The sequence below is a fragment of the Mesorhizobium sp. M0139 genome (assembly GCF_040322455.1).
Taxonomy (GTDB): domain Bacteria; phylum Pseudomonadota; class Alphaproteobacteria; order Rhizobiales; family Rhizobiaceae; genus Mesorhizobium.
The window spans coordinates 1-22,438 of record NZ_JAMYTN010000014.1 but is presented as its reverse complement, the minus strand read 5'-3'; the positions used below and the strand labels follow the sequence as shown (position 1 = coordinate 22,438).

At 64.7% G+C, this 22,438-nt stretch carries 26 protein-coding genes, 1 tRNA gene and 1 pseudogene; 17 read left to right on the top strand and 11 right to left on the bottom strand.

All coding sequences use genetic code 11. The features are described 5' to 3' along the window. The first annotated feature begins 14 nt into the window (after positions 1-14). The 8 genes from cbiE (at position 15) to NKJ58_RS23355 (ending at position 6,820) form a co-directional block, all read left to right on the top strand. A complete protein-coding gene (gene cbiE / locus NKJ58_RS23390; protein ID WP_352519575.1) occupies positions 15-1,241 on the top strand; it encodes a precorrin-6y C5,15-methyltransferase (decarboxylating) subunit CbiE in 1,227 nt (408 codons plus the stop codon). Further along, positions 1,238-1,624 carry a cobalamin biosynthesis protein gene (locus NKJ58_RS23385; RefSeq protein ID WP_023700385.1) on the top strand — a complete coding sequence of 129 codons (387 nt, stop codon included), beginning with the start codon at positions 1,238-1,240 and terminating at the stop codon, positions 1,622-1,624. Before cbiE ends, NKJ58_RS23385 begins: the two co-directional genes overlap by 4 nt. Then, the gene (gene cobM / locus NKJ58_RS23380; RefSeq protein ID WP_023690316.1) at positions 1,621-2,385 is read left to right on the top strand and encodes a precorrin-4 C(11)-methyltransferase; all 765 of its coding nucleotides are present in this window, start codon (positions 1,621-1,623) and stop codon (positions 2,383-2,385) included. Before NKJ58_RS23385 ends, cobM begins: the two co-directional genes overlap by 4 nt. Further along, a complete protein-coding gene (gene cobA, locus NKJ58_RS23375) occupies positions 2,382-3,188 on the top strand; it encodes a uroporphyrinogen-III C-methyltransferase (RefSeq protein ID WP_352519577.1) in 807 nt (268 codons plus the stop codon). The genes cobM and cobA overlap by 4 nt, the downstream gene beginning before the upstream one ends. Beyond that, positions 3,185-4,498, top strand: a complete 1,314-nt coding sequence (locus tag NKJ58_RS23370; RefSeq protein ID WP_352853901.1) for a cobyrinic acid a,c-diamide synthase CobB — start codon at positions 3,185-3,187, stop codon at positions 4,496-4,498. The genes cobA and NKJ58_RS23370 overlap by 4 nt, the downstream gene beginning before the upstream one ends. Further along, the gene (gene cobS, locus NKJ58_RS23365) at positions 4,495-5,262 is read left to right on the top strand and encodes an adenosylcobinamide-GDP ribazoletransferase (protein WP_031194701.1); all 768 of its coding nucleotides are present in this window, start codon (positions 4,495-4,497) and stop codon (positions 5,260-5,262) included. Before NKJ58_RS23370 ends, cobS begins: the two co-directional genes overlap by 4 nt. 24 nt (positions 5,263-5,286) lie before the next feature. Next, on the top strand, positions 5,287-6,297 hold the full coding sequence (cobT, locus tag NKJ58_RS23360) for a nicotinate-nucleotide--dimethylbenzimidazole phosphoribosyltransferase (protein ID WP_023685178.1): 1,011 nt from the start codon (positions 5,287-5,289) through the stop codon (positions 6,295-6,297). Positions 6,298-6,547: 250 nt separating this feature from the next. Next, positions 6,548-6,820, top strand: a complete 273-nt coding sequence (locus NKJ58_RS23355; protein ID WP_155923538.1) for a hypothetical protein — start codon at positions 6,548-6,550, stop codon at positions 6,818-6,820. Positions 6,821-6,989: 169 nt separating this feature from the next. Here the strand turns inward: NKJ58_RS23355 and NKJ58_RS23350 are convergent. Then, a tRNA-Lys gene (locus tag NKJ58_RS23350) sits at positions 6,990-7,065 on the bottom strand. A 106-nt stretch (positions 7,066-7,171) separates the two neighbouring features. Further along, positions 7,172-8,080: a PhzF family phenazine biosynthesis protein gene (locus NKJ58_RS23345; protein ID WP_023685176.1), complete on the bottom strand. Its 909-nt coding sequence runs from the start codon at positions 8,078-8,080 to the stop codon at positions 7,172-7,174. A 113-nt stretch (positions 8,081-8,193) separates the two neighbouring features. Between NKJ58_RS23345 and NKJ58_RS23340 the strand changes: the two genes are divergently transcribed. The 4 genes from NKJ58_RS23340 (at position 8,194) to NKJ58_RS23325 (ending at position 11,775) form a co-directional block, all read left to right on the top strand. Continuing rightward, positions 8,194-9,480, top strand: a complete 1,287-nt coding sequence (locus NKJ58_RS23340; RefSeq protein ID WP_352519579.1) for an efflux RND transporter periplasmic adaptor subunit — start codon at positions 8,194-8,196, stop codon at positions 9,478-9,480. A 4-nt stretch (positions 9,481-9,484) separates the two neighbouring features. Next, positions 9,485-10,189 carry an ABC transporter ATP-binding protein gene (locus NKJ58_RS23335; RefSeq protein WP_023685174.1) on the top strand — a complete coding sequence of 235 codons (705 nt, stop codon included), beginning with the start codon at positions 9,485-9,487 and terminating at the stop codon, positions 10,187-10,189. Next, positions 10,186-11,403, top strand: coding sequence for an ABC transporter permease (locus tag NKJ58_RS23330; protein ID WP_352853898.1), 1,218 nt, complete (start codon positions 10,186-10,188; stop codon positions 11,401-11,403). Before NKJ58_RS23335 ends, NKJ58_RS23330 begins: the two co-directional genes overlap by 4 nt. Before the next feature lie 129 nt (positions 11,404-11,532). After that, positions 11,533-11,775, top strand: a complete 243-nt coding sequence (locus tag NKJ58_RS23325; protein WP_352853895.1) for a hypothetical protein — start codon at positions 11,533-11,535, stop codon at positions 11,773-11,775. On the opposite strand, the gene NKJ58_RS23320 is transcribed toward NKJ58_RS23325, so the two are convergent. Both NKJ58_RS23320 and NKJ58_RS23315 read right to left on the bottom strand, forming a co-directional pair. Continuing rightward, positions 11,772-12,491, bottom strand: a complete 720-nt coding sequence (locus NKJ58_RS23320) for an NUDIX hydrolase (RefSeq protein WP_023668380.1) — start codon at positions 12,489-12,491, stop codon at positions 11,772-11,774. The two genes, NKJ58_RS23325 and NKJ58_RS23320, sit on opposite strands and share 4 nt — an antisense overlap. Before the next feature lie 5 nt (positions 12,492-12,496). Continuing rightward, positions 12,497-13,609 (bottom strand): endonuclease/exonuclease/phosphatase family protein, encoded by a 1,113-nt coding sequence (locus NKJ58_RS23315; RefSeq protein WP_023690932.1) that lies wholly within the window; start codon positions 13,607-13,609, stop codon positions 12,497-12,499. Positions 13,610-13,766: 157 nt separating this feature from the next. Here NKJ58_RS23315 and NKJ58_RS23310 point away from each other — a divergent pair, with 157 nt between their 5' ends. Together NKJ58_RS23310 and NKJ58_RS23305 are read left to right on the top strand one after the other, a co-directional pair. Then, positions 13,767-14,360: a BA14K family protein gene (locus NKJ58_RS23310; protein ID WP_352853893.1), complete on the top strand. Its 594-nt coding sequence runs from the start codon at positions 13,767-13,769 to the stop codon at positions 14,358-14,360. A 166-nt stretch (positions 14,361-14,526) separates the two neighbouring features. Beyond that, entirely contained in the window at positions 14,527-14,811 is a 285-nt protein-coding gene (locus NKJ58_RS23305; protein WP_023685169.1) for a PilZ domain-containing protein, read from the top strand. Positions 14,812-14,892: 81 nt separating this feature from the next. On the opposite strand, the gene ilvC is transcribed toward NKJ58_RS23305, so the two are convergent. From ilvC to NKJ58_RS23290, 3 genes are all read right to left on the bottom strand, one after another. Further along, positions 14,893-15,912, bottom strand: coding sequence for a ketol-acid reductoisomerase (gene ilvC, locus NKJ58_RS23300; RefSeq protein WP_013531065.1), 1,020 nt, complete (start codon positions 15,910-15,912; stop codon positions 14,893-14,895). Between the two features lie 23 nt (positions 15,913-15,935). Continuing rightward, a complete protein-coding gene (locus tag NKJ58_RS23295) occupies positions 15,936-16,601 on the bottom strand; it encodes a TetR/AcrR family transcriptional regulator (RefSeq protein ID WP_081726780.1) in 666 nt (221 codons plus the stop codon). Positions 16,602-16,744: 143 nt separating this feature from the next. Continuing rightward, positions 16,745-17,203, bottom strand: a complete 459-nt coding sequence (locus tag NKJ58_RS23290) for a MarR family winged helix-turn-helix transcriptional regulator (protein ID WP_023668376.1) — start codon at positions 17,201-17,203, stop codon at positions 16,745-16,747. A gap of 96 nt (positions 17,204-17,299) precedes the next feature. On the opposite strand from NKJ58_RS23290, the gene NKJ58_RS23285 reads away from it, so the two are divergent. Beyond that, positions 17,300-17,605, top strand: a complete 306-nt coding sequence (locus tag NKJ58_RS23285) for a Rieske (2Fe-2S) protein (RefSeq protein ID WP_023668375.1) — start codon at positions 17,300-17,302, stop codon at positions 17,603-17,605. Position 17,606: 1 nt separating this feature from the next. Beyond that, the gene (locus tag NKJ58_RS23280) at positions 17,607-18,347 is read left to right on the top strand and encodes a glutathione S-transferase family protein (RefSeq protein ID WP_198029701.1); all 741 of its coding nucleotides are present in this window, start codon (positions 17,607-17,609) and stop codon (positions 18,345-18,347) included. Here NKJ58_RS23280 and NKJ58_RS23275 read toward each other — a convergent pair. Both NKJ58_RS23275 and NKJ58_RS23270 read right to left on the bottom strand, forming a co-directional pair. Next, a pseudogene (locus NKJ58_RS23275) lies at positions 18,310-19,545 on the bottom strand (FAD-dependent oxidoreductase); the annotation flags it as partial. The gene NKJ58_RS23280 and the pseudogene NKJ58_RS23275 sit on opposite strands and share 38 nt — an antisense overlap. Positions 19,546-19,620: 75 nt before the next feature. Continuing rightward, positions 19,621-20,028, bottom strand: coding sequence for a winged helix-turn-helix transcriptional regulator (locus tag NKJ58_RS23270; RefSeq protein ID WP_023690335.1), 408 nt, complete (start codon positions 20,026-20,028; stop codon positions 19,621-19,623). 138 nt (positions 20,029-20,166) lie between these two features. On the opposite strand from NKJ58_RS23270, the gene NKJ58_RS23265 reads away from it, so the two are divergent. Continuing rightward, the gene (locus tag NKJ58_RS23265; RefSeq protein WP_023690336.1) at positions 20,167-21,057 is read left to right on the top strand and encodes an SDR family oxidoreductase; all 891 of its coding nucleotides are present in this window, start codon (positions 20,167-20,169) and stop codon (positions 21,055-21,057) included. A gap of 50 nt (positions 21,058-21,107) precedes the next feature. Here NKJ58_RS23265 and NKJ58_RS23260 read toward each other — a convergent pair whose 3' ends face one another. Continuing rightward, positions 21,108-22,148 carry an SDR family oxidoreductase gene (locus NKJ58_RS23260; protein ID WP_352853890.1) on the bottom strand — a complete coding sequence of 347 codons (1,041 nt, stop codon included), beginning with the start codon at positions 22,146-22,148 and terminating at the stop codon, positions 21,108-21,110. A 36-nt stretch (positions 22,149-22,184) separates the two neighbouring features. Further along, positions 22,185-22,438: KUP/HAK/KT family potassium transporter (locus NKJ58_RS23255; protein WP_502900880.1), on the bottom strand; the 254-nt coding region annotated here is incomplete at its 5' end.

Here is a 22,438-nt window from a genome sequence, read left to right as displayed (position 1 = left end):
AGGGGCGGCGCGACATGTCAAAAAAACAGCCCACGCCAAAATGGCTTACAATCGTCGGCATCGGCGAGGACGGTTTAGCGAGTCTCGGCGACGAGGCCAAGCGGCAGATCGCTGACGCCGAGACCGTCTTCGGCGGCAAGCGGCATTTGGCGCTGGTGGCTTCGCTCATCAAGGGTGAGCAGCGCCCATGGCCGGTGCCATTCGATGCCGGCATGGCAGACGTGCTGGCGCTGGCCGGCCGGCGCGTCTGCGTGCTCGCCTCCGGTGATCCATTCTTCCACGGGGTCGGCGCCACCCTTGCCCGCAAGGTCAAGCCTGAAGAGATGCATGTCATCCCCGCGCCATCGGCGATTTCGCTGGCTGCCGCCCGGCTCGGCTGGGCGTTGCAGGACATCGAGACGATCTCGCTGCATGGAAGGCCGCTCGACCTGATCCGGCCGCTGCTGCATCCCAGGGCGCGCATCCTGGCGCTGACATCGGACGGCGACGCACCAGCGACAATAGCGCGCCTGCTCGTAGAGCTCGACTTCGGCGCTTCGCGGCTGACGGTTTTGGAAGCGCTGGGCGGACCGAACGAGAAGCTTCGCTCGGCACGTGCCGACGCTTTCGACGTCAGAGACATCAATCCGCTCAACGTGCTGGCTCTTGAGCTTGAATCGACACAAGAGGCCCGCATCCTGCCGCTGAGCGTTGGCCGCGCCGACCATCTGTTCGAGCATGACGGCCAGATCACCAAGCACGACATCCGCGCCATGACGCTTGCGGCGCTGGCGCCGAGGCGTGGCGAATTGCTGTGGGACATCGGCGCCGGTTCCGGCTCCATCGGCATCGAATGGATGCTCGCTCACCCCTCGATGCGCGCCATCGCCATCGAGGCCAACAGCGACCGCGCCGCCCGCATCGTCCGCAACGCCGCGCATTGCGGCGTGCCCGGTCTTGTCGTGGTGGAAGGGTCGGCGCCCAAGGCACTGGCCGGGCTGGACACGCCGGATGCGATCTTCATCGGCGGAGGTGGCAGCGACGCCGGCGTACTGAACGCCGCCATCAAGGCGCTGCCATCCCGTGGCCGTCTCGTTGCCAATGCGGTGACGCTGGAGATGGAGGCGCTGCTTCTCGCGGAGCACATCAAGCGCGGCGGCGACCTTACCCGCATCACCATTTCCCGCGCTTCTCCTGTCGGTTCGATGCAGGCCTGGCGCCCGGCCATGCCGGTCACCCAGTGGAGCTGGGTGAAGCCATGATGGTGGCGGGCATCGGCAGCCGGAAGGGCGTGAGCGTCGAAGACGTGCTCGCGGCGATCGAAACCGCCCTCGAAGCGCACGGGCTGGCGATAACGGCGCTGTCGGCCTTGGCGACCGCCGCGCTCAAGAAAGACGAAAAAGCGATCTCTGCCGCTGGCCGCACGCTCAACCTTCCCGTCATCATCGTTGATGACGCAGCACTTCAGGCCGTCTCGTCGGAGGCACTCAGCAAATCCGATCTCTCGCAGGATCTCGCCGGCACACCCTCCGTCTCAGAAGCCTCCGCCCTTGCCGTTGCCGGCCCCGGTGCAAAGCTACTTGGTCCACGCACCGTGCTCGGCCCGGTCACCTGCGCCATCGCCATCAGCGGAGACGCGCCATGACCGTGCATTTCATCGGCGCCGGTCCCGGCGCCGCCGACCTCATCACACTGCGCGGCGCCAAGCTGCTGGCAAGCTGCCCGGTCTGTCTGCATGCCGGCTCGATCGTCGCGCCGGAATTGCTGCAACACTGCGCACCGGGGACCAAACTGATCGATACGGCGCCGATGTCACTCGACGAAATCGAGGTCGAATATGTGACAGCCCACCAGGCCGGCCACGATGTCGCCCGCCTGCATTCCGGCGACCTCTCGGTGTGGAGCGCCGTGGCCGAGCAGATCCGCCGGCTGGAAAAACACGGCATTCCTTACACGCTGACGCCGGGCGTTCCCTCTTTCGCCGCCGCAGCCGCAGCCCTTCGCCGCGAACTGACCATTCCCGAGGTGGCGCAAAGCCTGGTGCTGACCCGCGTCTCCGGCCGCGCCTCGAAAATGCCGCCGGGCGAAACGCTGGCCGGCTTCGGCCGCACCGGCGCCACACTGGCCATTCATCTCGCCATCCACGCCATCGATCGCGTCGTCGCCGAATTGTCGCCGCATTATGGCGGCGATTGCCCGGTGGCGATCGTCTTTCGCGCTTCATGGCCGGACGAGCGCGTGCTGACCGGCACGCTAGCGACCATCGAGGCGCTGCTCGCCGCCGATCCCATGGAGCGCACGGCGATCATCTTCGTCGGCCGCTCGCTGGCAGCGGAAGGTTTTGGCGAGAGTTCATTGTACGACGCCCACTACCAGCGGCGTTTTCGCGGGCGGGACGGATTGTGAGCGGTAAAAGCGAAAACACCACGCTCCAACAGGCCCTTGCCCGGCTGAACTTCAAGCCGCGCCGGCTTGAGCCGGGCCATGTCTGGCTGGCCGGCGCCGGTCCCGGCGATCCCGGCTGCCTGACGCTGGAAGTGCTGGCGGCATTGGCCGAGGCCGACGCTGTGGTCTATGACGCGCTGGTCTCCTCTGACGTTGTCGCCGTTGCGGACAATGCCCAGCTGTTCTTTGCAGGAAAACGCGGCGGCAAACCGTCCATGAGGCAGGACGATATCACCGCTTTGCTGGTGCGGCTGGCACGCGAGGGCCGCCGCGTCGTCCGGCTGAAGGGCGGCGATCCCTATATTTTCGGCCGCGGCGGCGAAGAGGCGCTGGCGCTGGCGCGCGAAAAAATCCCTTTCCGCGTCATGCCCGGCCTGACATCGGGGCTGAGCGCGCTGGCCGCCACCGGCATTCCCGCAACCATGCGCGGCATCAACAAGGCGATCATCCTGGCGACAGGTCATGCCGCCGGCACAGATGACGATCTCGACTGGGGCGCGATCGCCCGCACCGGCCAGCCGGTGGTCATCTATATGGGCATGGCCAATCTGCCTGTTATCGCCGCGTCGCTGCTCGAAGGCGGGCTGGCGCCGTCGACGCCGGCGGCTGTCATCGTTTCGGCGACGACACCGCAGGAGCGGACCGTCGTCGCGACACTCGCCACCATTTCCGAAGCGGCCGCCGCGGCGGAATTGGCCTCGCCGGCCCTCATTGTCGTGGGCGGCATCGTCGCCATGCGCGCAGCACTGGCGGGTAACGCATGACCCGCGCCATCATCATCGGCGCGCCGCGTTCCGGCTCCGGCAAGACCAGCGTCACCATCGGCATTTTGCGCGCGCTCGCCCGGCGCGGCATCAAGGTGCGCGGCGCCAAGTCCGGCCCCGACTATATCGATCCGGGTTTTCATACCGCCGCCACTGGCCTGTCCGGCGTCAACCTGGACAGCTGGGCGATGTCGCCTGACCTGCTCAACGCGTTGGCCGGCAATGCCACCGAGGACGCCGATTTTATCTTCCTCGAAAGCGCCATGGGCCTGTTCGACGGCATCCCGGCCGGACAAGGCCGCACCGGCTCGGCCGCCGATCTGGCGCGGCTCTACCACCTGCCGGTGCTTTTGGTGCTCGACGTCTCGGGACAGTCGACGACGGCGGCCGCCGTCGCCAAGGGCTTTGCCACCTACGACCCGGATGTGCGCATGGCCGGAATCGTGCTCAACCGTCTCGGCAGCGAGCGCCACCGCAAGCTGTGCAGCGAGGCGATCGAAACGCTCCGCCTGCCGGTCGTCGGCGCCATCCTGCGCGATCCCACGCTCAATTTGCCGGAGCGCCATCTCGGCCTCGTCCAGGCCGGCGAATATGCCGACCTGATGACGCATCTCGACCGCCTCGCCGACATGGTCGAGAAATCCCTCGACCTTGACGCCATCATGGCGCTGGCCGCGCCGTTTTCGCCGTCACCGGGCAGTTTCGAACATGCCTTGCAGCCGCCCGGCCAACGAATCGCGCTCGCCGAAGACGCCGCCTTCACCTTCCTCTATCCGCACGTCGCCGCCCACTGGCGTCAGGCCGGCGCCGAGATCGTGCCGTTCTCGCCGCTCGCCGACGAAGCACCGGTGCAGAATTGCGATGTCTGCTGGCTGCCCGGCGGCTATCCCGAGCTCCACTCCGGCAGCCTCGCGGCGGCGACCAATTTCCGAGCTGGCATGGCCAGGTTTGCCGAGACCAAGCCGATCCATGGCGAGTGCGGCGGCTTCATGGTGCTGGGCGAAGCGCTGGAGGACGCGGCCGGCGAGACGCACGCCATGCTTGGCCTGCTCGGCCATTCCACCAGCTTTGCCAAGCGCAAGATGAACCTCGGCTACCGCGAGGCACGCCTGCGCGTCGCCTGTCCGCTGGGGCCGCAAGGCGCGCTGATCCGTGGCCATGAATTCCACTATGCGCAGATGATCGCCACCGGCAATGACGAGCCGCTGGCCGACCTAGCCGATGGCCAGGGCAATCCGCTCGGCGCCTCCGGCTATCGCCGCGGCCTTGTCAGCGGCACCTTCTTCCACGCCATTGCGAGGAGTGCATGACCGCCGTGCCCTCACCCCGGCAAGCGCTCGACGACGTCGCGCTTTGCCTCGTCTTCTTCACCCGGCTGCCGCTGCCGGTCTTCGACTTTCGTGGCCGCAGCCTGGCCGATGCGATCTGGGCGGCGCCTGCCGCCGGCCTCGCGGTCGCTTTGGTCGGCGCCGTCGTCTACGCCATCGGGGTAAAGCTCGGTCTCGCCGCTGGGCCGGCGGCCGCACTTGCGCTTGCAGCAACCCTGCTCGCCACCGGCTGCCTGCATGAGGATGGGCTGTCGGATGTCGCAGATGGCTTTGGCGGCGGCAAGACGCGCGATAAAAAACTCGAGATCATGCGCGACAGCCGTATCGGCGCCTATGGCGCTTCGGCGCTTGGCCTGTCGATGCTCATTCGCTGGAGCGCGCTGTCGCAACTGGCCGATCCGACAAGCGTTCTCTTCGCGCTGATCGCCGCCCATGCCGCCTCGCGAGGCCTGCTCGGCGCGTTCATGCATCTGGCGCCGGCGGCGCGCAGTGACGGCCTGTCTGCCGGCGCCGGGACCGTCTCGACCCAGACAGCTGTTCTCGGCGCCGTGCTCGGGGCCATCCCGCTTCTGACTCTGGGGCTCGGCGGCGCCTTTGCCGCACTGATCCTGCTCGCTCTCGTGTTCAGCGCCTTGCGCGCGCTCTGCCTCAACCAGATTGGCGGCCACACCGGTGACACGATCGGCGCCCTGCAGCAGCTGGGCGAGATCACTGTCCTGCTCGTCGCTTCCGTTTCCCTGTCCTGATTCTTCCCCGGAGATTCCTTCCCCATGCCATTCAAATCATTCGACGAACTGCGCGCCGCCTGTCTCGATCTGCCTGCCGGCAGCGATACCGCCGCCAACGCCGTCGCCCGCCGCCAGGACACGCTGACCAAGCCTCAAGGCAGCCTGGGCCGGCTGGAAACTCTCGCCGCCTGGCTGGGGCGCTGGCAGGGTCGCGACATGCCGAAACTCGACCGCGTCAAAGTCTTCGTGTTCGCCGGCAACCACGGTGTGACGGCGCAAGGCGTTTCAGCCTTTCCCTCGGAAGTGACGGTGCAGATGGTGGCGAATTTCGCCGGCGGCGGCGCCGCCATCAACCAGCTTGCCCGCATCGCCGGCGCGGAACTCGACGTCATCCCGCTCGATCTCGATCATCCGACCGGCGACTTCACTGACGTGCCGGCAATGGACGAAAAAAACTTCCTCGCCGCCGTCTCGGCTGGCTATGACGCGGTGACGAAAGACCTGGACCTCGTCTGTTTCGGCGAGATGGGCATCGGCAACACCACGCCGGCGGCCGCCATCTCGACCGCCCTGTTCGGCGGCGGCGCTGAAAAATGGACCGGGCGCGGCACCGGCGTCGACGATGCCGGGCTGAAGCGCAAGGTCATCGCCATTGAATCCGGCCTCAAGCGCCATGCCGACGCGCTGTCCGACCCGCTGAAGATCGCCGCCGCCCTTGGCGGACGAGAACTCGCCGCCACCTTCGGCGCCACGCTCGCCGCCCGCCGCAACAATGTCCCGGTGCTGCTCGATGGCTTCGTCTGCACGGCGGCGGCAGCGCCCTTGGCGCGGCTGCACCCGTCTGGCCTCGCCCACACCATCGCCGCCCATGTCTCGGCCGAATCCGGCCACCGCCGCCTGCTCGAAGTGCTCGGCCTGCCGCCGCTACTCGACCTCGGCATGCGGCTCGGCGAAGGCTCCGGCGCCTGCCTAGCCGTCAACATCGTCCGCTCGGCGCTGGAGTGCCACACGGGCATGGCGAGCTTTGCCGAGGCTGGTGTTTCGGAGAAGTAGCTAGAGCGATTTGACGGGAGGGCGCCGGCCCGAACCTTCACTGACCATCGTCGGGCCGATCACTGGCATTCCGGGCTGGTGGCTCGAACAGCACGGCCGCTGAAAGATTCCCCACCTGGGGGTTGGCCCGCTGCTTCTGTGGTGGGCTCTTTTTACTGGCACTATTCGCCGCCGTTGCCGACAAAATGTGATTGACGTAACGGTGACCAGGCGCAATCATTACGGATTGGGCAGGGTGAGGGCGTTTTCAATGAAACTCGTTGTCTTTGGCGTAGCAATAGTATTGGCCGCTACCGGAGCAGCTGCTGCGAAAGAGAAGAAAAAGGTGGCCACCGCTCAGGCTACAACCTCGTGTTCTACAGCTCATAAGAAGGCTGGCAGCAAGCCGACCGCGAAACCGGATTGCAAATCGACAGGCACCGTGGTTGCGCGACCGTCAAATAGGGCCGAAAACTTCCTGGATCATTATAATCCGCGCTTAGGGTATGACACCAGTCCGTGGTTTCAAACTGGCTTTAATTGATGGCGGCTTCGGCTTCCGGGCTTTTCTTAATCCAGCGCGGCCTTCACTCCTTCGCCAAATAGCGCACCGGCTTACCGGCCGCCGAGTTTAAGGCAAACCTGCCCCAGCATGTCGAGGCGCGTCAACGCGTCCGGCATTCCAAGGTCTTCCACCAACTCTTCTAGAAATTTGGTGGGTGCGCACAGGATTGAACTGTGGACCCGCTGATTAAGAGTCAGCTGCTCTACCAACTGAGCTACGCACCCACTCGACCGGTAAAACCGGCGTTGGCGGGCATATAGCCGCCGATACCGGTCCTGTCCAGCCCTGCCGGAATCATTTCCCGACAAATCGCTGAACTGCCGCAGGCGGTCACACGAACAGCCTGCCTTCCGCCACCTTGATGGCATGGCCGCCGATGCGCGCGGAGGCCAGTTTTCCGCCTTCGACAGTGAGTTCCAAGCGGATACGTGACGGGCGGCCCATCTCCAGCCCCTGCTCGATCCACAGCTGCGAAATGCCGTCGGTGGGCGCATCGAAATGCATGATGGCGCCGGCAAAGGCCGCCGCCGCCGACCCGGTCGCCGGGTCTTCATAGGACGGCGTGCCCGGCACGATCATGCGGACATGGAAAGCGCTGTCATGGTTCACCGTCTGGCGGCAATAGACATACGGGCTGGCGAAGGCCCATTCGCTCTTGCGCGGCGCCAGTTCCGACCAGGCCTGGTTGTCGAGCTTGATCCGGCCGGCAGCCTCCAGATTGGCAACCGGAATGGTGACGTAAGGCACGCCTGCCGACCAGAACGACACCAGGTGATTCTCGAAGCCGATCTCGTGCGGCGCCAGCCCGAGGGCGGCGCCGATCGCCTCCGGGTCGGCATCGAGCTTCAGCGGCTCCGGCAGCTTCGCCAGGTCGAACTCGGCAAAGGTGGCGCCATCGTGCCGGCTGACGGCGCAGCGCACCGGGCCGATATTCTCCTCCAGCACGAAGATGCCGGCTTCGCCCTCGCCTGTCAGTTCGGCCAGCGCGATCGCGGCGCCAACTGTCGGATGTCCGGCGAACGGCATCTCATAGTCGGGCGTGAAAATGCGGATGCGGTTGCGATGTTTTGGATTGTCCGGCGGCAGTACGAAGACCGATTCGGACAGGTTGAACTCGCGCGCAATGGCCTGCATGGCGGCTGTATCCAGCCCTTGGCTGTCGAGCACGACAGCCAGCGGATTGCCGGCCAGCCGCTCCGTCGTAAACACATCGTAGAGCAAGTAATTGCGGGTCTGCATCTTGAAAAACCTTCCGCCTCAATCCGAACATGGCCGAAATTTAATTTGATATTCGAACCACCAAGCCTGATCTGTGCACAACTAGGGACATTACGCTTTCATAGGGGTCCGGCGTGGACCAGCTTGTCAATCTGCCAAAGACGGAATCGGATTCCGCCATCGAGGCGGCGCTTGGGCTTGACCAGAGTGGTGTGCGCAAGACGCGCCGTCGTGGCTGGCTTTACGCGCTGCTGGCGCTGATCGCACTTGCCGCCGGGTTGGCTGGCTACCAGTGGTTTGCCGGCTCCCCGGCCAAGATCGACTACACCACCACGCCGGCTACCATTGCCGACCTCACCGTCGCGGTTTCGGCGACCGGCACGCTGCAGCCCCTCACCCAGGTCGACATTTCAAGCGAGCTGTCCGGTATCATCCGCTCGGTCTCGGCCGAAGAGAACCAGCAGGTCAAGAAGGGCGACGTGCTGGGGACGCTCGACACGGTGAAACTCGAGGTCCAGATCGAACGCGCCGAAGCCTCGGCCAAGGCCGCTGCCGCCAATGTCGAGGACGCCACGGTAACCCTGAAGGAGAACGAAAGCGCCCTCACCCGCGCGGCCGAACTGACCAGGCGTGGCATGGCGACCGATCAGTCGCTCGAGGCGGCGACTGCCACGCGCGACCGCTCCAAGGCGGCGCTCGATAGTGCGCAGGCCAATCTCGCCATCGCCCAGGCCGATCTCAAGGCGCAGCAGACCGACCTTGCCAAGAGCACCATCTATGCGCCGATTGACGGCATCGTCTTGACGCGTTCCGTCGACCCCGGCCAGACGGTCGCCTCCTCGCTGCAGGCGCCGGTTCTGTTCATCATCGCCGCCGATTTGAGGAACATGGAATTGGTGGCGGCGGTCGACGAGGCCGATATCGGCGCGGTCAAACCAGGCCAGCATGCACGCTTCACCGTCGATGCCTTTCCGGAGCGGCCGTTCGACGCCGAGATCCGCGACATCTCCTACGCCTCGGTCACCACCGACGGCGTCGTCACCTACAATGCACGGTTGGAAGTCGACAATAACGAGCTTTTGCTGCGGCCCGGCATGACCGCCACGGTTTCGGTCGTCACCAGGCAGGCCAAGAGCGTGCTCACCGTGCCGTCCACCGCTTTCCGCTACCGCCCGGCGCAGCAGGCCGCGCGCGCGTGGAGCCTCAGCGATCTGTTCACCGGCCGCATGGGCCGTGGCGGCAACCGCCGCCAGCCGGTGAAGGCGCCCACCGACGGCTCACGCACGCTCTATGTGCTGGAGAACGGCCGGCCGCACCCGGTCAACGTCAAGATCGGCTCCACCGACGGCGAACTGACCGAGATCACCTCCGGGCTGGATGAAGGTGCAGAGGTTATCACGACCTCGCAGCTGCGGAGCTGACGCCATGGCCGCGGGCCTCATCGGTTTCGACACGGTCTGGAAGAGCTATGGCCAGGGCGAAGCCAAGGTCCATGCGCTGGCCGGCGTCGACCTCGCCATCCAGCGTGGCGAATTCGTCGCCATCATGGGCCCGTCCGGTTCGGGCAAATCGACCGCGATGAACATCATCGGTTGCCTCGACACGCCGACGGCCGGAACCTACTCCTTCATGGGCATCGACGCCGGGCGGCTCGACCGCAACCGCCGGGCGCTTCTGCGCAATCTCTATATCGGCTTCGTCTTCCAGGGTTACAATCTGTTGCCGCGCACCACGGCGGCGGAAAATGTCGAGCTGCCGCTGATCTATCGCGGCGCGCCGGCCCGCGAGCGCCGCGATCTTGCCATGCAGGCGCTGGCGGAGGTCGGCCTGGTCGGGCGCGAACATCACACGCCGGCCGAACTCTCCGGTGGTCAGCAACAGCGCGTGGCGATCGCGCGCGCCATCGTCACCAGGCCGACGCTGCTCGTCGCCGACGAGCCGACCGGCAATCTCGACACCGCCCGCACGCATGAGATCATGGAGTTGTTGACGCGGCTGAACCGGGAGCTCGGCTTGACCATCGCCATGGTCACCCACGAGGCCGATGTCGCCGATTATGCCGAGCGCACCATCCGCTTCCTCGACGGCCACGTCGCGTCCGACACGGCCAAGTCGGAGTTGGCGTCATGATCTGGGAAACCGTCCGCCTCTCTCTGCGCTCCATCCGCCGCAATGTGCTGCGCTCGTTCCTGACGCTGCTCGGCATCGTCATCGGTGTCGCCGCCGTCATCGCCATGCTGACCATCGGTTCGGGCACCACGGCCAAGGTCAAGTCGGACATCGCCAAGCTCGGCTCGAACCTGCTCGTCGTCCGTTCCGGCCGCCCGGCAGGCACTGGCGGACCAGGCGGGCTCGACCAGGCGGTACGGCCTCTGGCCGACAAGGATGTAGCCGCCCTCGTAGCCCACCTGACCGGCGCGCGCGCCATCGTGCCGGCGTCGCAGAAACAAGTCCGCGTCATCTTCGGCACCGAGAGCCTGACCTCGGGCGTCACCGGCACCGACAGCGCCTATCTCGACGCCCGCGACTGGAAGCTGGTGTCGGGCCGCCCATTCAGCGATTCGGAGACACGCTCGGGCACCGGCGTCTGCCTGATCGGCGAGACGGTGCGCCAGCAATTCTTCGGCGCCGGCGAACCCGAGGGCGAGATCATCCGCGTCAACCGCACCTCGTGCAAGATCATCGGCCTGCTCGAACCCAAGGGCTATACCGGCTTCGGCCAGGACCAGGACAATGTCGTCTTGATGCCGCTTGCCGCCTATCAGCGCCGCATCGCCGGCAACCGCGACATCGACAACATCTACGTCGCCGCCGACGACCGCACGCCGACCACCGAATTGCAGCCGCGAGTCGAGGACATTTTGCGCGACACCCGCCGCATCACGCCGGACCGCGAAGACGATTTCTCGATCCGCGACATGACCCAGATCGCCGACGCCATGGCCAGCGCCACCACCACCATGACCGGCATGCTGGGCGCCGTCGCGGGCGTCAGCCTGCTGGTCGGCGGCATCGGGATCATGAACATCATGCTGGTCTCGGTCACTGAGCGCACCCGCGAGATCGGCATCAGGCTCGCCATCGGCGCGCATGAAAAGCACATCCTCATCCAGTTCCTGGTCGAGGCGACGGTGCTGTCGCTGCTCGGCGGCATTATCGGCATCCTGATCGGCCTGGCGCTGGCCGGCCTCGCCTCGGCAACGCTGGCCATACCGTTTGCGCCGAGCCCGGCGGTCATCCTGCTCGCCGTCGGTTTTTCGGCGCTGATCGGCATGGTGTTCGGCTTCTTCCCGGCGCTGCGCGGCGCCAGGCTCGACCCGATCGACGCGCTGCGCCACGAATAAGCGCCAGATCAGCTCCACCGCAACCAACCGCTATCCACAAGGATGGGTGCTTGTCGACATCGGCAATACTTGTTGTCGTCCGGTCTGCGATGCTAATTTTAGAGCAAAGCATCTGGTCAAGGAGTTGCAATGAGCAAGAAGGCGCGGCTGATTCTGACGATGGTGATCATCGAAGGCGCCCTTGCGGGACTTTGGTGGTATCTCGCCCGCTACGGCATGGCCAATCCCGATCGTGTCACCGCCGATTTTCAGGCAGTCGTCGGCCAGACGATGGGCATGGTCATGGGTGGATTGCTGGGCATCGGCGTTGTCCTGTTCCTCGTCGGCGCCCGCAACGACCGCAAGGCGGCGCAGAACAATCCGCGCCGTTAGCCCCCGCCACCGCCAAAATGCCACTCGACCAGCGGCTTCATATGCGGTGCCAGCCCTTCCGGCAGGTCGGCGGCGTGGCGAATGATCACCGGCCCCTCGATCTCCGGCTCGGTCTCGGTCGCGACGAAGGCGCCGATGCGCCGCGCAATCTCGTCGGCCGGCGCATCGACGTGGTAGCGGCGGAAGAGGACCGTGCCGGTCGAAGTCGACAGCGCATGGTAGCGCTTGCCGCGCGCAGCGCCTGTCAGGTCAAGCCCGGTCTCCTCGCGCACTTCACGGATCATGTTGAAATCGACATCGACGCGGCCATCGCGAAAATCGATCGGCTCGAACGAGCCGGCAGCGAAGTAGACACTGCCGGCCGGGACCGTGTGCGCGCCCATGCGGATCGCCACCAGGGCGTTGTCGCCGGCGACCAGCATGGCGTGGCCATAGGCATGCTCGGCGCCCGTCCCCTGCCGGTTCTTTCGCCACAGCAGGAAGGTCGAGTACTTCACCGCGTGACAACGCCCGACGATCCGGTTGTCGCGCCAGGCGAGCGCCGAGAGCAGCACCACCGTGCCGTCGAACAACGCCGGATTGGCCGTGACCTCGCGCCGCCAGTTGTCAGTGATCGCCTGCGCGTTGTCGCGCTCGAACGGATGCGGGCCGGGGTCGAGCCGGACGTCGATTTCGTCGACGGGCAGGATGACGTTGCGCGGCAGGTCGAAGCTCACCGTGCTCAAGCCATGTCCAGGGTAATTGCGACGGGACAATGATCCGACGCCTTCGGCCGGTCCCAGCCGGCGCGCGGAAAGCGCTCCACCGCCTGTCCCGCCGGAAAGATGGTGCGCCAGGGCTGGCCGTTGCGGATGATGTCGGGAACCGCCGTCGCATTCTTCGCCGCCAGCCCTTTCGACAGCAGGATGTAGTCGAGCTGGCACAGATGCCGCTCCTTCGGCCCGCGCGTGTGGTAGAAACTCCAGCGGTCCATCTCCGGCCGGCGTTCGACGACATTTTCGCAAAAGCCGCCGGCGGTGAGCACATCGATACAGGACTGGCTCTCGTCGATCACCTGGAAGCGGTAGCCGTCGACAGCGTCGCCCTCGATCTTCACCCGCTGGCGGTAGTCGTTCATGTCGCCGCAGATCGCCCAGTTTTTGTCGGCTGCGTGCTCTTTGCCGAAGCGCTCCTCGATGATGCGGCGCACGGCTTGCGCCTCGGCGATGCGCACCGGCATCGTCGCCTCGCGTCCGTCGAGCCCGTTGCGCGGCGAGCCCATCGATTTGAAATGGACGAGGTAAAGCGTCAGCGGCACGCCGCCGACCTTGATGTCGACCTCCAGGCAATCGCGCCGGAAGATGCGTTCGTTGGCCAGGTTGCCGAGCGCCTCGAGTTCAGGCGTGTGCAGCCCGAACTGCTCGAACGTGACATAGGCATGGCTGGTCATGCGCACGAATTCGATCGGCTGACCTTGCGCGGTCTCGTTGCGCATCATCACGGCAACGTCGATGCCGCGCGAATCATTGCCGGCGGTGGTGTATTTCTGCCGGTAACCCTCGCCCACCATCTTGAAGAGATAGCCATACTCGAACGCCTTCAGCGCCTCGATGTTGTCAACCTCCTGCATGCAGATGATGTCCGCGCGGGTGGCGGCGATGGCGAGCGCGGTCAACTGGCGCGTATCGTCGGATTGCGCGATGGCGCGCGCCTGCTCCAGCATCCGGTATTCGGCTTCGCTCTGGATGTCGAAAAGCGCCAGCGTGCGGTCTTCGTTGAGCTGGTTGCGGAAGCCCGAGTAATCGAACCTGTTCATCAGGTTTTCGACATTGAAAGTGGCGAGGCGCAGCGACATGGACTGACCTTTGCCCGCAAGCGCCAATGAAAACAAGGGCTGCTCGTCATGGCTGATGGAACCTTTCTGTTCATCCTCCGTTCAGACGCCAAGGTCCATCAATAGGCCACTTCCCTGGGGTATCCGGGCGTGGGGCCTGTATCACTTGGAGAGTGCAATGAGCTCGCTCTTTTCGTCCACAGTCAAATCCGGGCTGTTAGCGCTCGGTCTTTTCTCGGGTCTCACGGCGCCATCCGCCGCGGGCCCGATCCTGCAGCCGGACTTGTCGGTGCCGGCAAGCACCGCATTGTCTGACATCACACCGGTTCGCGACAGCTGGGCGGGCGGCAATGACCGCCGCTCCTTCTACGATTGGCAGTGGCGCCGCCACGACAGCCGTCGCTTTGCCGGGTCAGGCAACTGGAACAACGGCAATTGGAATGGCGGCAACTGGAACGGCGGCGACAACTGGCGCTGGCGCCATCACCGCCACCATCGCGGCCGTGATTTTGACACCGGCGCCGCAGCAGTTCTCGGCCTCGGCCTGGGTCTCGGCCTCGGCAGCATCTACAACAACGGCTACTACAACAACGGCTATTACAATGACGGCTACTACGTGCAGCCGGCGCCCCGCCGCTATTACCGCACGCAGCGTCTGTCCAGCGCCCATGTCCAGTGGTGCTACGACCGCTATCGGTCCTACCGGGCCTGGGACAACACGTTCCAGCCCTATGGTGGCCCGCGCCAGCAATGCTGGTCGCCCTACAGCTGACCTATAAACGACAATAAACGACGGCGCCGCCCCATCGCGGCGCCGTTTTCATTGGGAAAGACGGCTGGTCTCGGTCACCGCTAACCATATGTTTATCGGCTCAGCCTATCCGTGATATCGTGCCCCATCTGACGATCGCGCCGATCCGGTCGCGAAGGACGCCGTCATGGCCGACAACGAATTGCGAAACAAACACCGGCAGCGCGTGCTGAAGGGCGCGACGATTCTGACCGGCCTCACCAATTCCGAGGTCAAGTGCACGGTCCGCAACATGCATGCCGGCGGCGCCGAACTGAAAGTCTCGATAGACGCGCGCGTGCCGGACGAGTTCCTGCTCTATGTGCCTGTCGACGGCATCGGCTACAAGGCCATCGTGCGCTGGCGCCGCGACGACCGCATCGGCGTCGAGTTCACCGGCACCGAGCCGAAGCCGCATTGGCACTATGGCTGAGCGTCCTGATCGATAAACCGGCATGAAAGAGCCGGCGGATCGCTCCGCCGGCTCTTTGCTCCCAATCCTGACGACTGCGGGTTAGTTCTTGGCCTTGTCGACCAGCTTGTTCTTGGAAATCCAGGGCATCATGGCGCGCAGCTTGGCGCCGACTTCCTCGATCTGGTGGCTGTCATTGTTGCGGCGGATGCCCTTGAAGCGCGACATGCCGGCGCGGTATTCCTGCATCCACTCCGAGGTGAATTTTCCGGTCTGGATGTCTTTCAGCACGCGCTTCATCTCGGCCTTGGTCTCGGCGGTAATGATGCGCGGGCCAGAGACATATTCACCCCATTCGGCGGTGTTCGAGATCGAGTAGTTCATGTTGGCGATGCCGCCTTCATAGATCAGGTCGACGATCAGCTTGACCTCGTGCAGGCACTCGAAATAGGCCATTTCGGGTGCGTAGCCGGCCTCAACCAGCGTCTCGAAGCCGGCGCGGATCAGCTCGACCAGGCCGCCGCAGAGCACGACCTGCTCGCCGAACAGATCGGTCTCGCATTCCTCGCGGAAATTGGTCTCGATGATGCCCGAACGGCCGCCGCCGACACCGCAGGCGTAGGACAGAGCGAGATCGAGCGCATTGCCGGAAGCATCCTGGTTGACGGCGACCAGGCACGGCACGCCGCCGCCCTTCTGGTATTCGCCGCGCACCGTGTGGCCGGGGCCTTTCGGCGCGATCATGACGACATCGACGGTCGACTTCGGCTCGATGAGGCCGAAATGCACGTTGAGGCCGTGCGCGAAGGCAATCGCGGCGCCGTCACGAATGTTTGGCGCGATTTCGTTTTTGTAGATGTCGGCCTGCAATTCGTCAGGCGTCGCCATCATCATCAAATCGGCCCATTTGGCAGCGTCCGCCACGCTCATCACTTTCAGGCCATCAGCCTCGACCTTCTTGGCGGTCGCCGATCCCGCCTTGAGGCCGATGGCGATTTCCTTGGCGCCGGAATCCTTGAGGTTGAGCGCGTGCGCCCGGCCTTGGCTGCCATAGCCGATAATGGCGACCTTCTTGCCCTTGATCAGATTGAGATCGGCGTCGCGATCGTAATAGACACGCATCTTTTGCTTCCTTCCCACAGAGATTAGAGGCCTTGCGGCCCGGTTTTTGCTCCATAAAGAGCGAGAAACTGCTGCGTCGCCCGGGCGGCATCGCCGCCGATCGCCGCTTCAGTCAATTCCAGCCTGTCGCCGAGCAGCAGACGGATCTGCACGTCGCGGGCGACCAGCCCGAAAAAGGTCCGGAACGCCATTTCGGCGTCCGTAAAGTCGAGCAGTCCGGCCTGCTTGCCGGCAAGCAGCACCGGCTTCAGCCGTCTGGCCAGCGCGAAACGGCCATTCTCCAGCACGATGGCGCCGAGATCGTCCTTTCCGGATCCGGCATGGCCGACCGCGACGCGGTTCAGCGCGATCGAGGTATCGCTCGAAATCACCTTTAGCCAGTCCGAGGCGAAGCCTTCCAGGCTTGCCGTCATCGAGGCAAGATCGAGCCGCTCACCGTCGACCGGCACCACGCGCACTTTCGATGCCTGCCACTGCACGGTCGCCGTCAGCAATCCGTCGCGGTCGCCGAACCATTTGTAGAGCGTTTCCTTCGAGCAGCTGGCGCGCCGCGCCACCGCCGTCATGGTCAGATTGTCGCCCTCCTCGACCAGCAGCCGCAAAGCCGCGTCCAGGACGGCCGTTTGCCGCTCTGTCAGCACTTCGCTGGTATCGATCTCGGCACTCGCCTGCAACAATTTCCTGCCCATTCGATGAGGTCGCCGGGTCGCCTCAAACGGCGTACCGTACGTTACGGTTCGGCATATTGCGCAATCCTGTGCTCGACGCAAGGGGTTAGGTAGAAAAATCGTCGACGTGAGAGCCGCCGGGCAAACCACGAGATTCTGACGGATCAATCATCGGCGGGCGGATGGCGCAGCTCTCCAAGCAGGCTCGCCAGTATCTTCAGCTCCTCGGCGGAGAGTTTTGCGCCGACCAATTCCGCTATAGACCGTCCATAGACAGCCCACATCCGTCGCCGCGTCTGACGGCCCTTGGCCGAGATGCGGATGGTCTGGCCGCGGCCGTCATCGGCAGCCCTGAGCTTCTCGACCAGTCCGTCTGCCTCGAGGCGCGCCAGAAGCCGCGAGATGTTATACTGCGCAAACAGTGTGCGCTCGGTCAGCTGGAATGGCCGCAGCCCGCCCTCACCCGCCTCGGCGAGTTCATGCAGCACGTCATACCAGTCGAGCGGCGGCAAGCCGCTAGTCTTCAAAGCCTCTTCCGCCTTTTCGATGAGCTGGCGCGAAACCCGCATCAGGCGGGCCCAGGCCTTGACGGCTTCGGGCGAAGGCGTGGTTGTTTTGGTCATGACCCACCCTTAGGCGGTAGATGCAGTTGCATCAAGCTTGACGGTCAATGCACTTGCATCTATATGCATGCAACTGCATCGATCCGGGAAAGATCCATGAAACACGAAATTTGCAAAGTCGCCGACGTCCCACAGACGGGCAGCCTGATCGCACCGTTCTTCGGCCGCGAGGTCCATGTCTGGCGCAGCGGCGAGCGTGTCCGTGCCGCGGCCAATGTCTGCCTGCATTTCGGCGGGCCGCTCGACTGCAAGGACGGCAAGCTGGTCTGCCAATGGCACGGTGCCGCCTTCGATATGGAAAGCGGCGATCGGCTTGAAGGTCCGGCGCCAAAAGCGTCGCGACTGATGTTCCTGTCGACGCGCGTCGAGGACGGCGCGTTGAACTATGTCTGGGGAGAGTGACATGCCTGAGAAGAATGAAATGACTGGCAAGCTCATTCTCGTCAGCCATCATCTATGCCCCTATGTGCAGCGCGCGGCGATCTCGCTGGCCGAGAAAGGCGTGCCGTTTGAGCGTGTCACCATCGACCTCGCCAACAAGCCGGACTGGTTCAAGGCGATTTCGCCGCTGGGCAAGGTGCCGCTGCTGATCGTCCAGGCAAATGGCGAGGAGACAGTGATCTTCGAATCCGCCGTCATTCTCGAATTCCTCGAGGAGACGCAAGCCAATCCTCTGCATCTGGCCGACGCCTACGCCCGTGCCCGGCATCGCGCCTGGATCGAGTTCGGCTCGGCGACATTGAACGCCATCGGCCGGTTCTACTCGGCTTCGACGGAGGCCGCCTTCCTGGCAGAGTCCACGGCACTTTCGGCCATGTTCGATCGTCTGGAGGACGAACTGGCCGACCAGGCCGGACCGTGGTTCAATGGCGAGTGCTTTTGCCTCGTCGATGCCGTCTACGGCCCGGTCTTCCGCTATCTCGACGCCTTCGACCGGATCGGCAATTTCGGCATTCTGGACGGCAAGCCATTGGTCCAGGCCTGGCGCAAGGCGTTGAGCGAACGCGCCTCGATCAAGGGTGCCGTGGCGCCGGACTATCCGCAGCGGCTGCGTCTATTCCTGCGTGCGAGAAATTCGCTTCTCTCGACCCTGATCCCGCCGGATGATCTGGCCAGTGCACCTCCTCTAGCCCGATCCGCCTGAACGGATCGATCAGCGTGCCGGCCACCATCGAGGCAAGCACGCTTGGCACTGGCGGGATTTTGGCGATGGTTGCCACCAGCCTGTCGCGGAAGAAGGGCAGCATCGTGCCGTCCGACTGGTAGAACGGCGTCAGCGCCAGCGACAGCAGCTGGAAGATTCGGACATGCCATCGCCGCGCCCGGGCGTAGCTTTCCAGCGCTGCCTCGACGTTGCCCGTTTGTGCCAAGGCATGGCTGAGTGCTGCCGCGTCGAGCAGCGCCATGTTGGCGCCTTGCCCGAGCTGCGGGCTGGTCGAATGCGCGGCATCGCCGATCACGGCCAGCCTGCGGCCGGCCGGCAGCTTCATCGTGTGGTGGCCGTAGCGCGCCAGCGACAGCTGGTCGAAACTGTCGATCTGGCTGGTGAACGCCTCGCATTGCGGCCACAGCGAGACCAGTCTCGCCTTCCAGGCGTCGAGCCCTGCCGCGCGCACGTTTTCGGCATCCGCCGGCTTCAGGCTCCAGAAGAACGCCGCCATCTTTTCCCCGCCCGGTTCCGGTCGGCCGATCGGCAGGACGCCGATCATCACGCTGGCCTTGTCGTAGCGCTGCAGCAGCGCATTTTCGTCGAAGCCTTGGCGCCAGCCGAGCGAGGCCCAGAACGCGCCGTAAGTGAGCTGCCGCGGCTGGGCCGGATCGTTGAGGCACCGGCGCAGCTTCGAACGCGAGCCGCTGGCGTCGACCACGAGGTCGAACGGCCCTGCTCCGCGGCCCCCCACCGTTCGGCTCTTGTCGAAGATCAGGATCGCCCGCTCACCGACGTCCAGCGCCTCGATCTCGACACCGGTTTCGATGGCGATACATTGGCGCTGCGCGGCGCGAAACAACATGTTGAACAACGCCGCCCGGTGCACCGCCAGCCCGAAACGGCCGCCAGGCTGCGCATCGTAGCGCACGGCGAGCACGGTGCGGCCGGTCGAGGCATCGGCGCCATGCAGACGCTCGATGCGGCTCCCCAGCGCCAGAATGTCGTCGAGCAGGCCGAGATCTGCGAGCACGCTCAGCCCGGTCGGCTGCAGGATCAGTCCGGAACCGACGGGCTTGGGTTCCTCGAAACGTTCGAAGATGGTGACGTTGTGGCCCGCGCGCTTGAGATAGAGCGCGGTGGCGAGCCCCGCCGGGCCGGCGCCCGCAATCGCGATGTCGAGAGATTTTTCCATTGCCCGCCCAACCACTGGCCGGACAATCCTTCAGCGCCATTGTCAAATCAAGCCGTTGCTGCATGGACCAAAATATCAGCCACCGGCGTCGAAGGCAGCGCGCGCCTTGCGCACCGCACCATGGTTGAGTTCGGCCCACAGGATCAATTGATGCAAGGCGCCGAACATCGAACGGCCGAGATCGGTCAGGCTGTATTCGACGCTTGGCGGCTTGGTCGGGAACACTTCGCGATGAACAAAACCGTCGCGCTGCAGATCGTGGAGCGTCTGGGTGAGCATGCGCTGCGAGATGTCGGGCACCAGGCGCCGCAACTCGCCGAAACGATAGGGCTGCTCTGCGAGCGCCGCCATCAGCAGCGAACTCCATTTGCCGTTCACGCCCTGCATCACGTCGCGAACCGGGCAATCGGCAATGTTTGCGCCATCGCTGGTGGCTTTGAATATATTGAGCTTGGTTCTCAGATTGACGACCTTGCCGTCCATGGCTGCTGGTTCCCTGGCGGTGCCTACCTCCCTAAAAACTGCCTTCTTTACGGTGACCGGTCAATTCTTATTTTAGTGCTGGTCTCTTTTTGAGACTGTCAGAAGCACCCGCCACCCGGCGCAATTTCAGGATCCCCCATGACCGCAACCCTTCTCGTCACCGGCGCTTCCGGCCAGCTTGGCCGCGGCGTCATCAACCACCTGCTGGACACATTAAAGATCCCCGCAAACCGCATCATCGCCACCACCCGTACACCCGCCAACCTTGCCGATCTGGCGGTGCGCGGCGTCGTCGTCAGAGCCGCTGACTTCAACGACCCGCAATCGCTTGCCGAGGCCTTCGCGGGAGCCGACCGGGCACTCGTCATCTCGACCAACGAACTTGAGGTACAGGGGAAGCGGCGCGAGCAGCAGCTTGCGGCGGTGACGGCGGCCAAACAGGCTGGCGTCGGCCACCTGCTGTACACCTCGATGCCCAAACCCGAGCCTGGTTCGCCGGTTGTTTTCGCGCCCGACCACTACGACACCGAACAGGCGATCAAGGCGAGCGGGATCCCCTACACGATATTCCGCAATGGCTGGTATAACGAGAACCTGTTCATGGCGTTGCCGCAGGTTCTGGCGTCGGGTCAGTGGTACACCTCCGCCGGCGACGGCGCCATTTCCTACGGCACGCGTGACGATTTCGCGGCGGCGATCGCAGCGGGGCTCGCCTCGGACAGCAGCGAAAGCGCGACTTACACGCTCACCGGCCCCAGTGCGTATACGGCTGCCGAAGTGGCGGCGTTGGTCACCGAGGTCACCAGCAAGCCGATCAAGGTCATCCAGCTTTCCGACGAAGCCCTGACCGAGGGAATGAAGTCGGCCGGCCTGCCTGAACCCTTCGCCAAGGTGCTGGTTTCATTCGACGCCGCCGCCCGCGCCGGTGACCTCGGCATGTTGACCGACGCGGTCGAAAAACTCTCCGGCCGAAAGTCGGTGCCGCTGAAGCAGTTTCTGGAGACGAACAAGGCTGCACTGGCCGGCTGAAAGCTGCCATTGCGGGACGCCGAGCCCTTAAGGTCCGGCCTCCCGCACAATTACTTACGTCGCTTGACCAGTCCCAGCCGGATCAGGCTTTCGCCCGTGGCAATCAAAGCATCTTCGCGCGAGCGTGGCGCCCAGCCGAGCACGCGCACCGCCTTGGCGTTGGTGGCGTTCTTGATCTTGCCCAGTTCCGTTGCGAGTTGTGCCGCTTCCGGATTGAACAGCCCGATGATGCGCACCAGCCAATCGGGAAACTCCCGCGTCGAGACGCGCGACGCCGCCGGCCCGAGCCGCGTCTTCAGGGTCTGCGCGATCTCGCGCACCGTCATGAAATCGCCGGCGACAGCCAGGAACCGTTCGCCCTTGGCGGCGGGGTGGGTCATGGCGCGAACATGCAGATCCGCCACGTCGCGCGCATCGACGACGCCGAAGGACAGGCGCGGCAGCCCAGGCACGGCGCCGTTCAGCATGCGCTGGACAAATTCGGTCGAGGTCGAATGGTCCGCGCCGAGCACCGGTCCAAAGATGCCAACGGGATTGACGACCGCAAGCTCCAGCGCGCCGCTCTGCTCGGCGATGAAATCCCAGGCCGCGCGCTCGGCGAGCGTCTTGGACTTCACATAGGCGCTGACCTTGCCTGCCGGATCGGTCCAGTTTTCCTCGTTGAAAGGCTGCCCATCCGCGCGCATCTTGCCATAGCCGACGGCCGCGAAGGATGAGGTGAGCACGACGCGCCTGACCCCGGCATCCCGCGCCGCCCGCAGCACGCGCAACGCGCCCTCGCGCGCCGGAAGGATCAGGTCATCCTCATGCGTGGGCACGCCGGGCGGAAAAGGCGATGCGACATGCAGCACGTAATCGCAGCCGGCCACCGCCGCCGGCCAGCCTGCGTCGGCCATCAGATCGGCATGGGCGAATGAAAGGGCGTCACCGGGCTCCGTGCCACCTGCCTTGAGCATGGCGAGCACATCGGCTTCGCGCCTGGCCGATCGCACGGAGGTGCGGACGCGGTAGCCGGCCTTCAACAGTTCGAGGATGCAGTGAGCGCCGAGGAAGCCGGACCCGCCGGTGACCAGCACCAATTCGCCGCTCATATTAGCCTCCTCGACGATTTATCCCTTCGAGACCCCTTAGATCGCCACCTGCGTGCCGATCTCGACCACACGTCCGGTCGGGATCTGGAAATACTCCGTCGCATCGGCCGCCGAGCGGGCGAGCCCGATGAACAGCTTGTCCTGCCACACCGGCATGCCGGAATTGGGCGATGCTTTGAGCGAGCGCCGCGACAAGAAGAACGACGTCGTCATGATGTCGAACTTCCAGCCCTGCTTGCGGCAGATCGCCAGCGCGCGCGGAATGTTGGGCTGCTCCATATAGCCGAAGG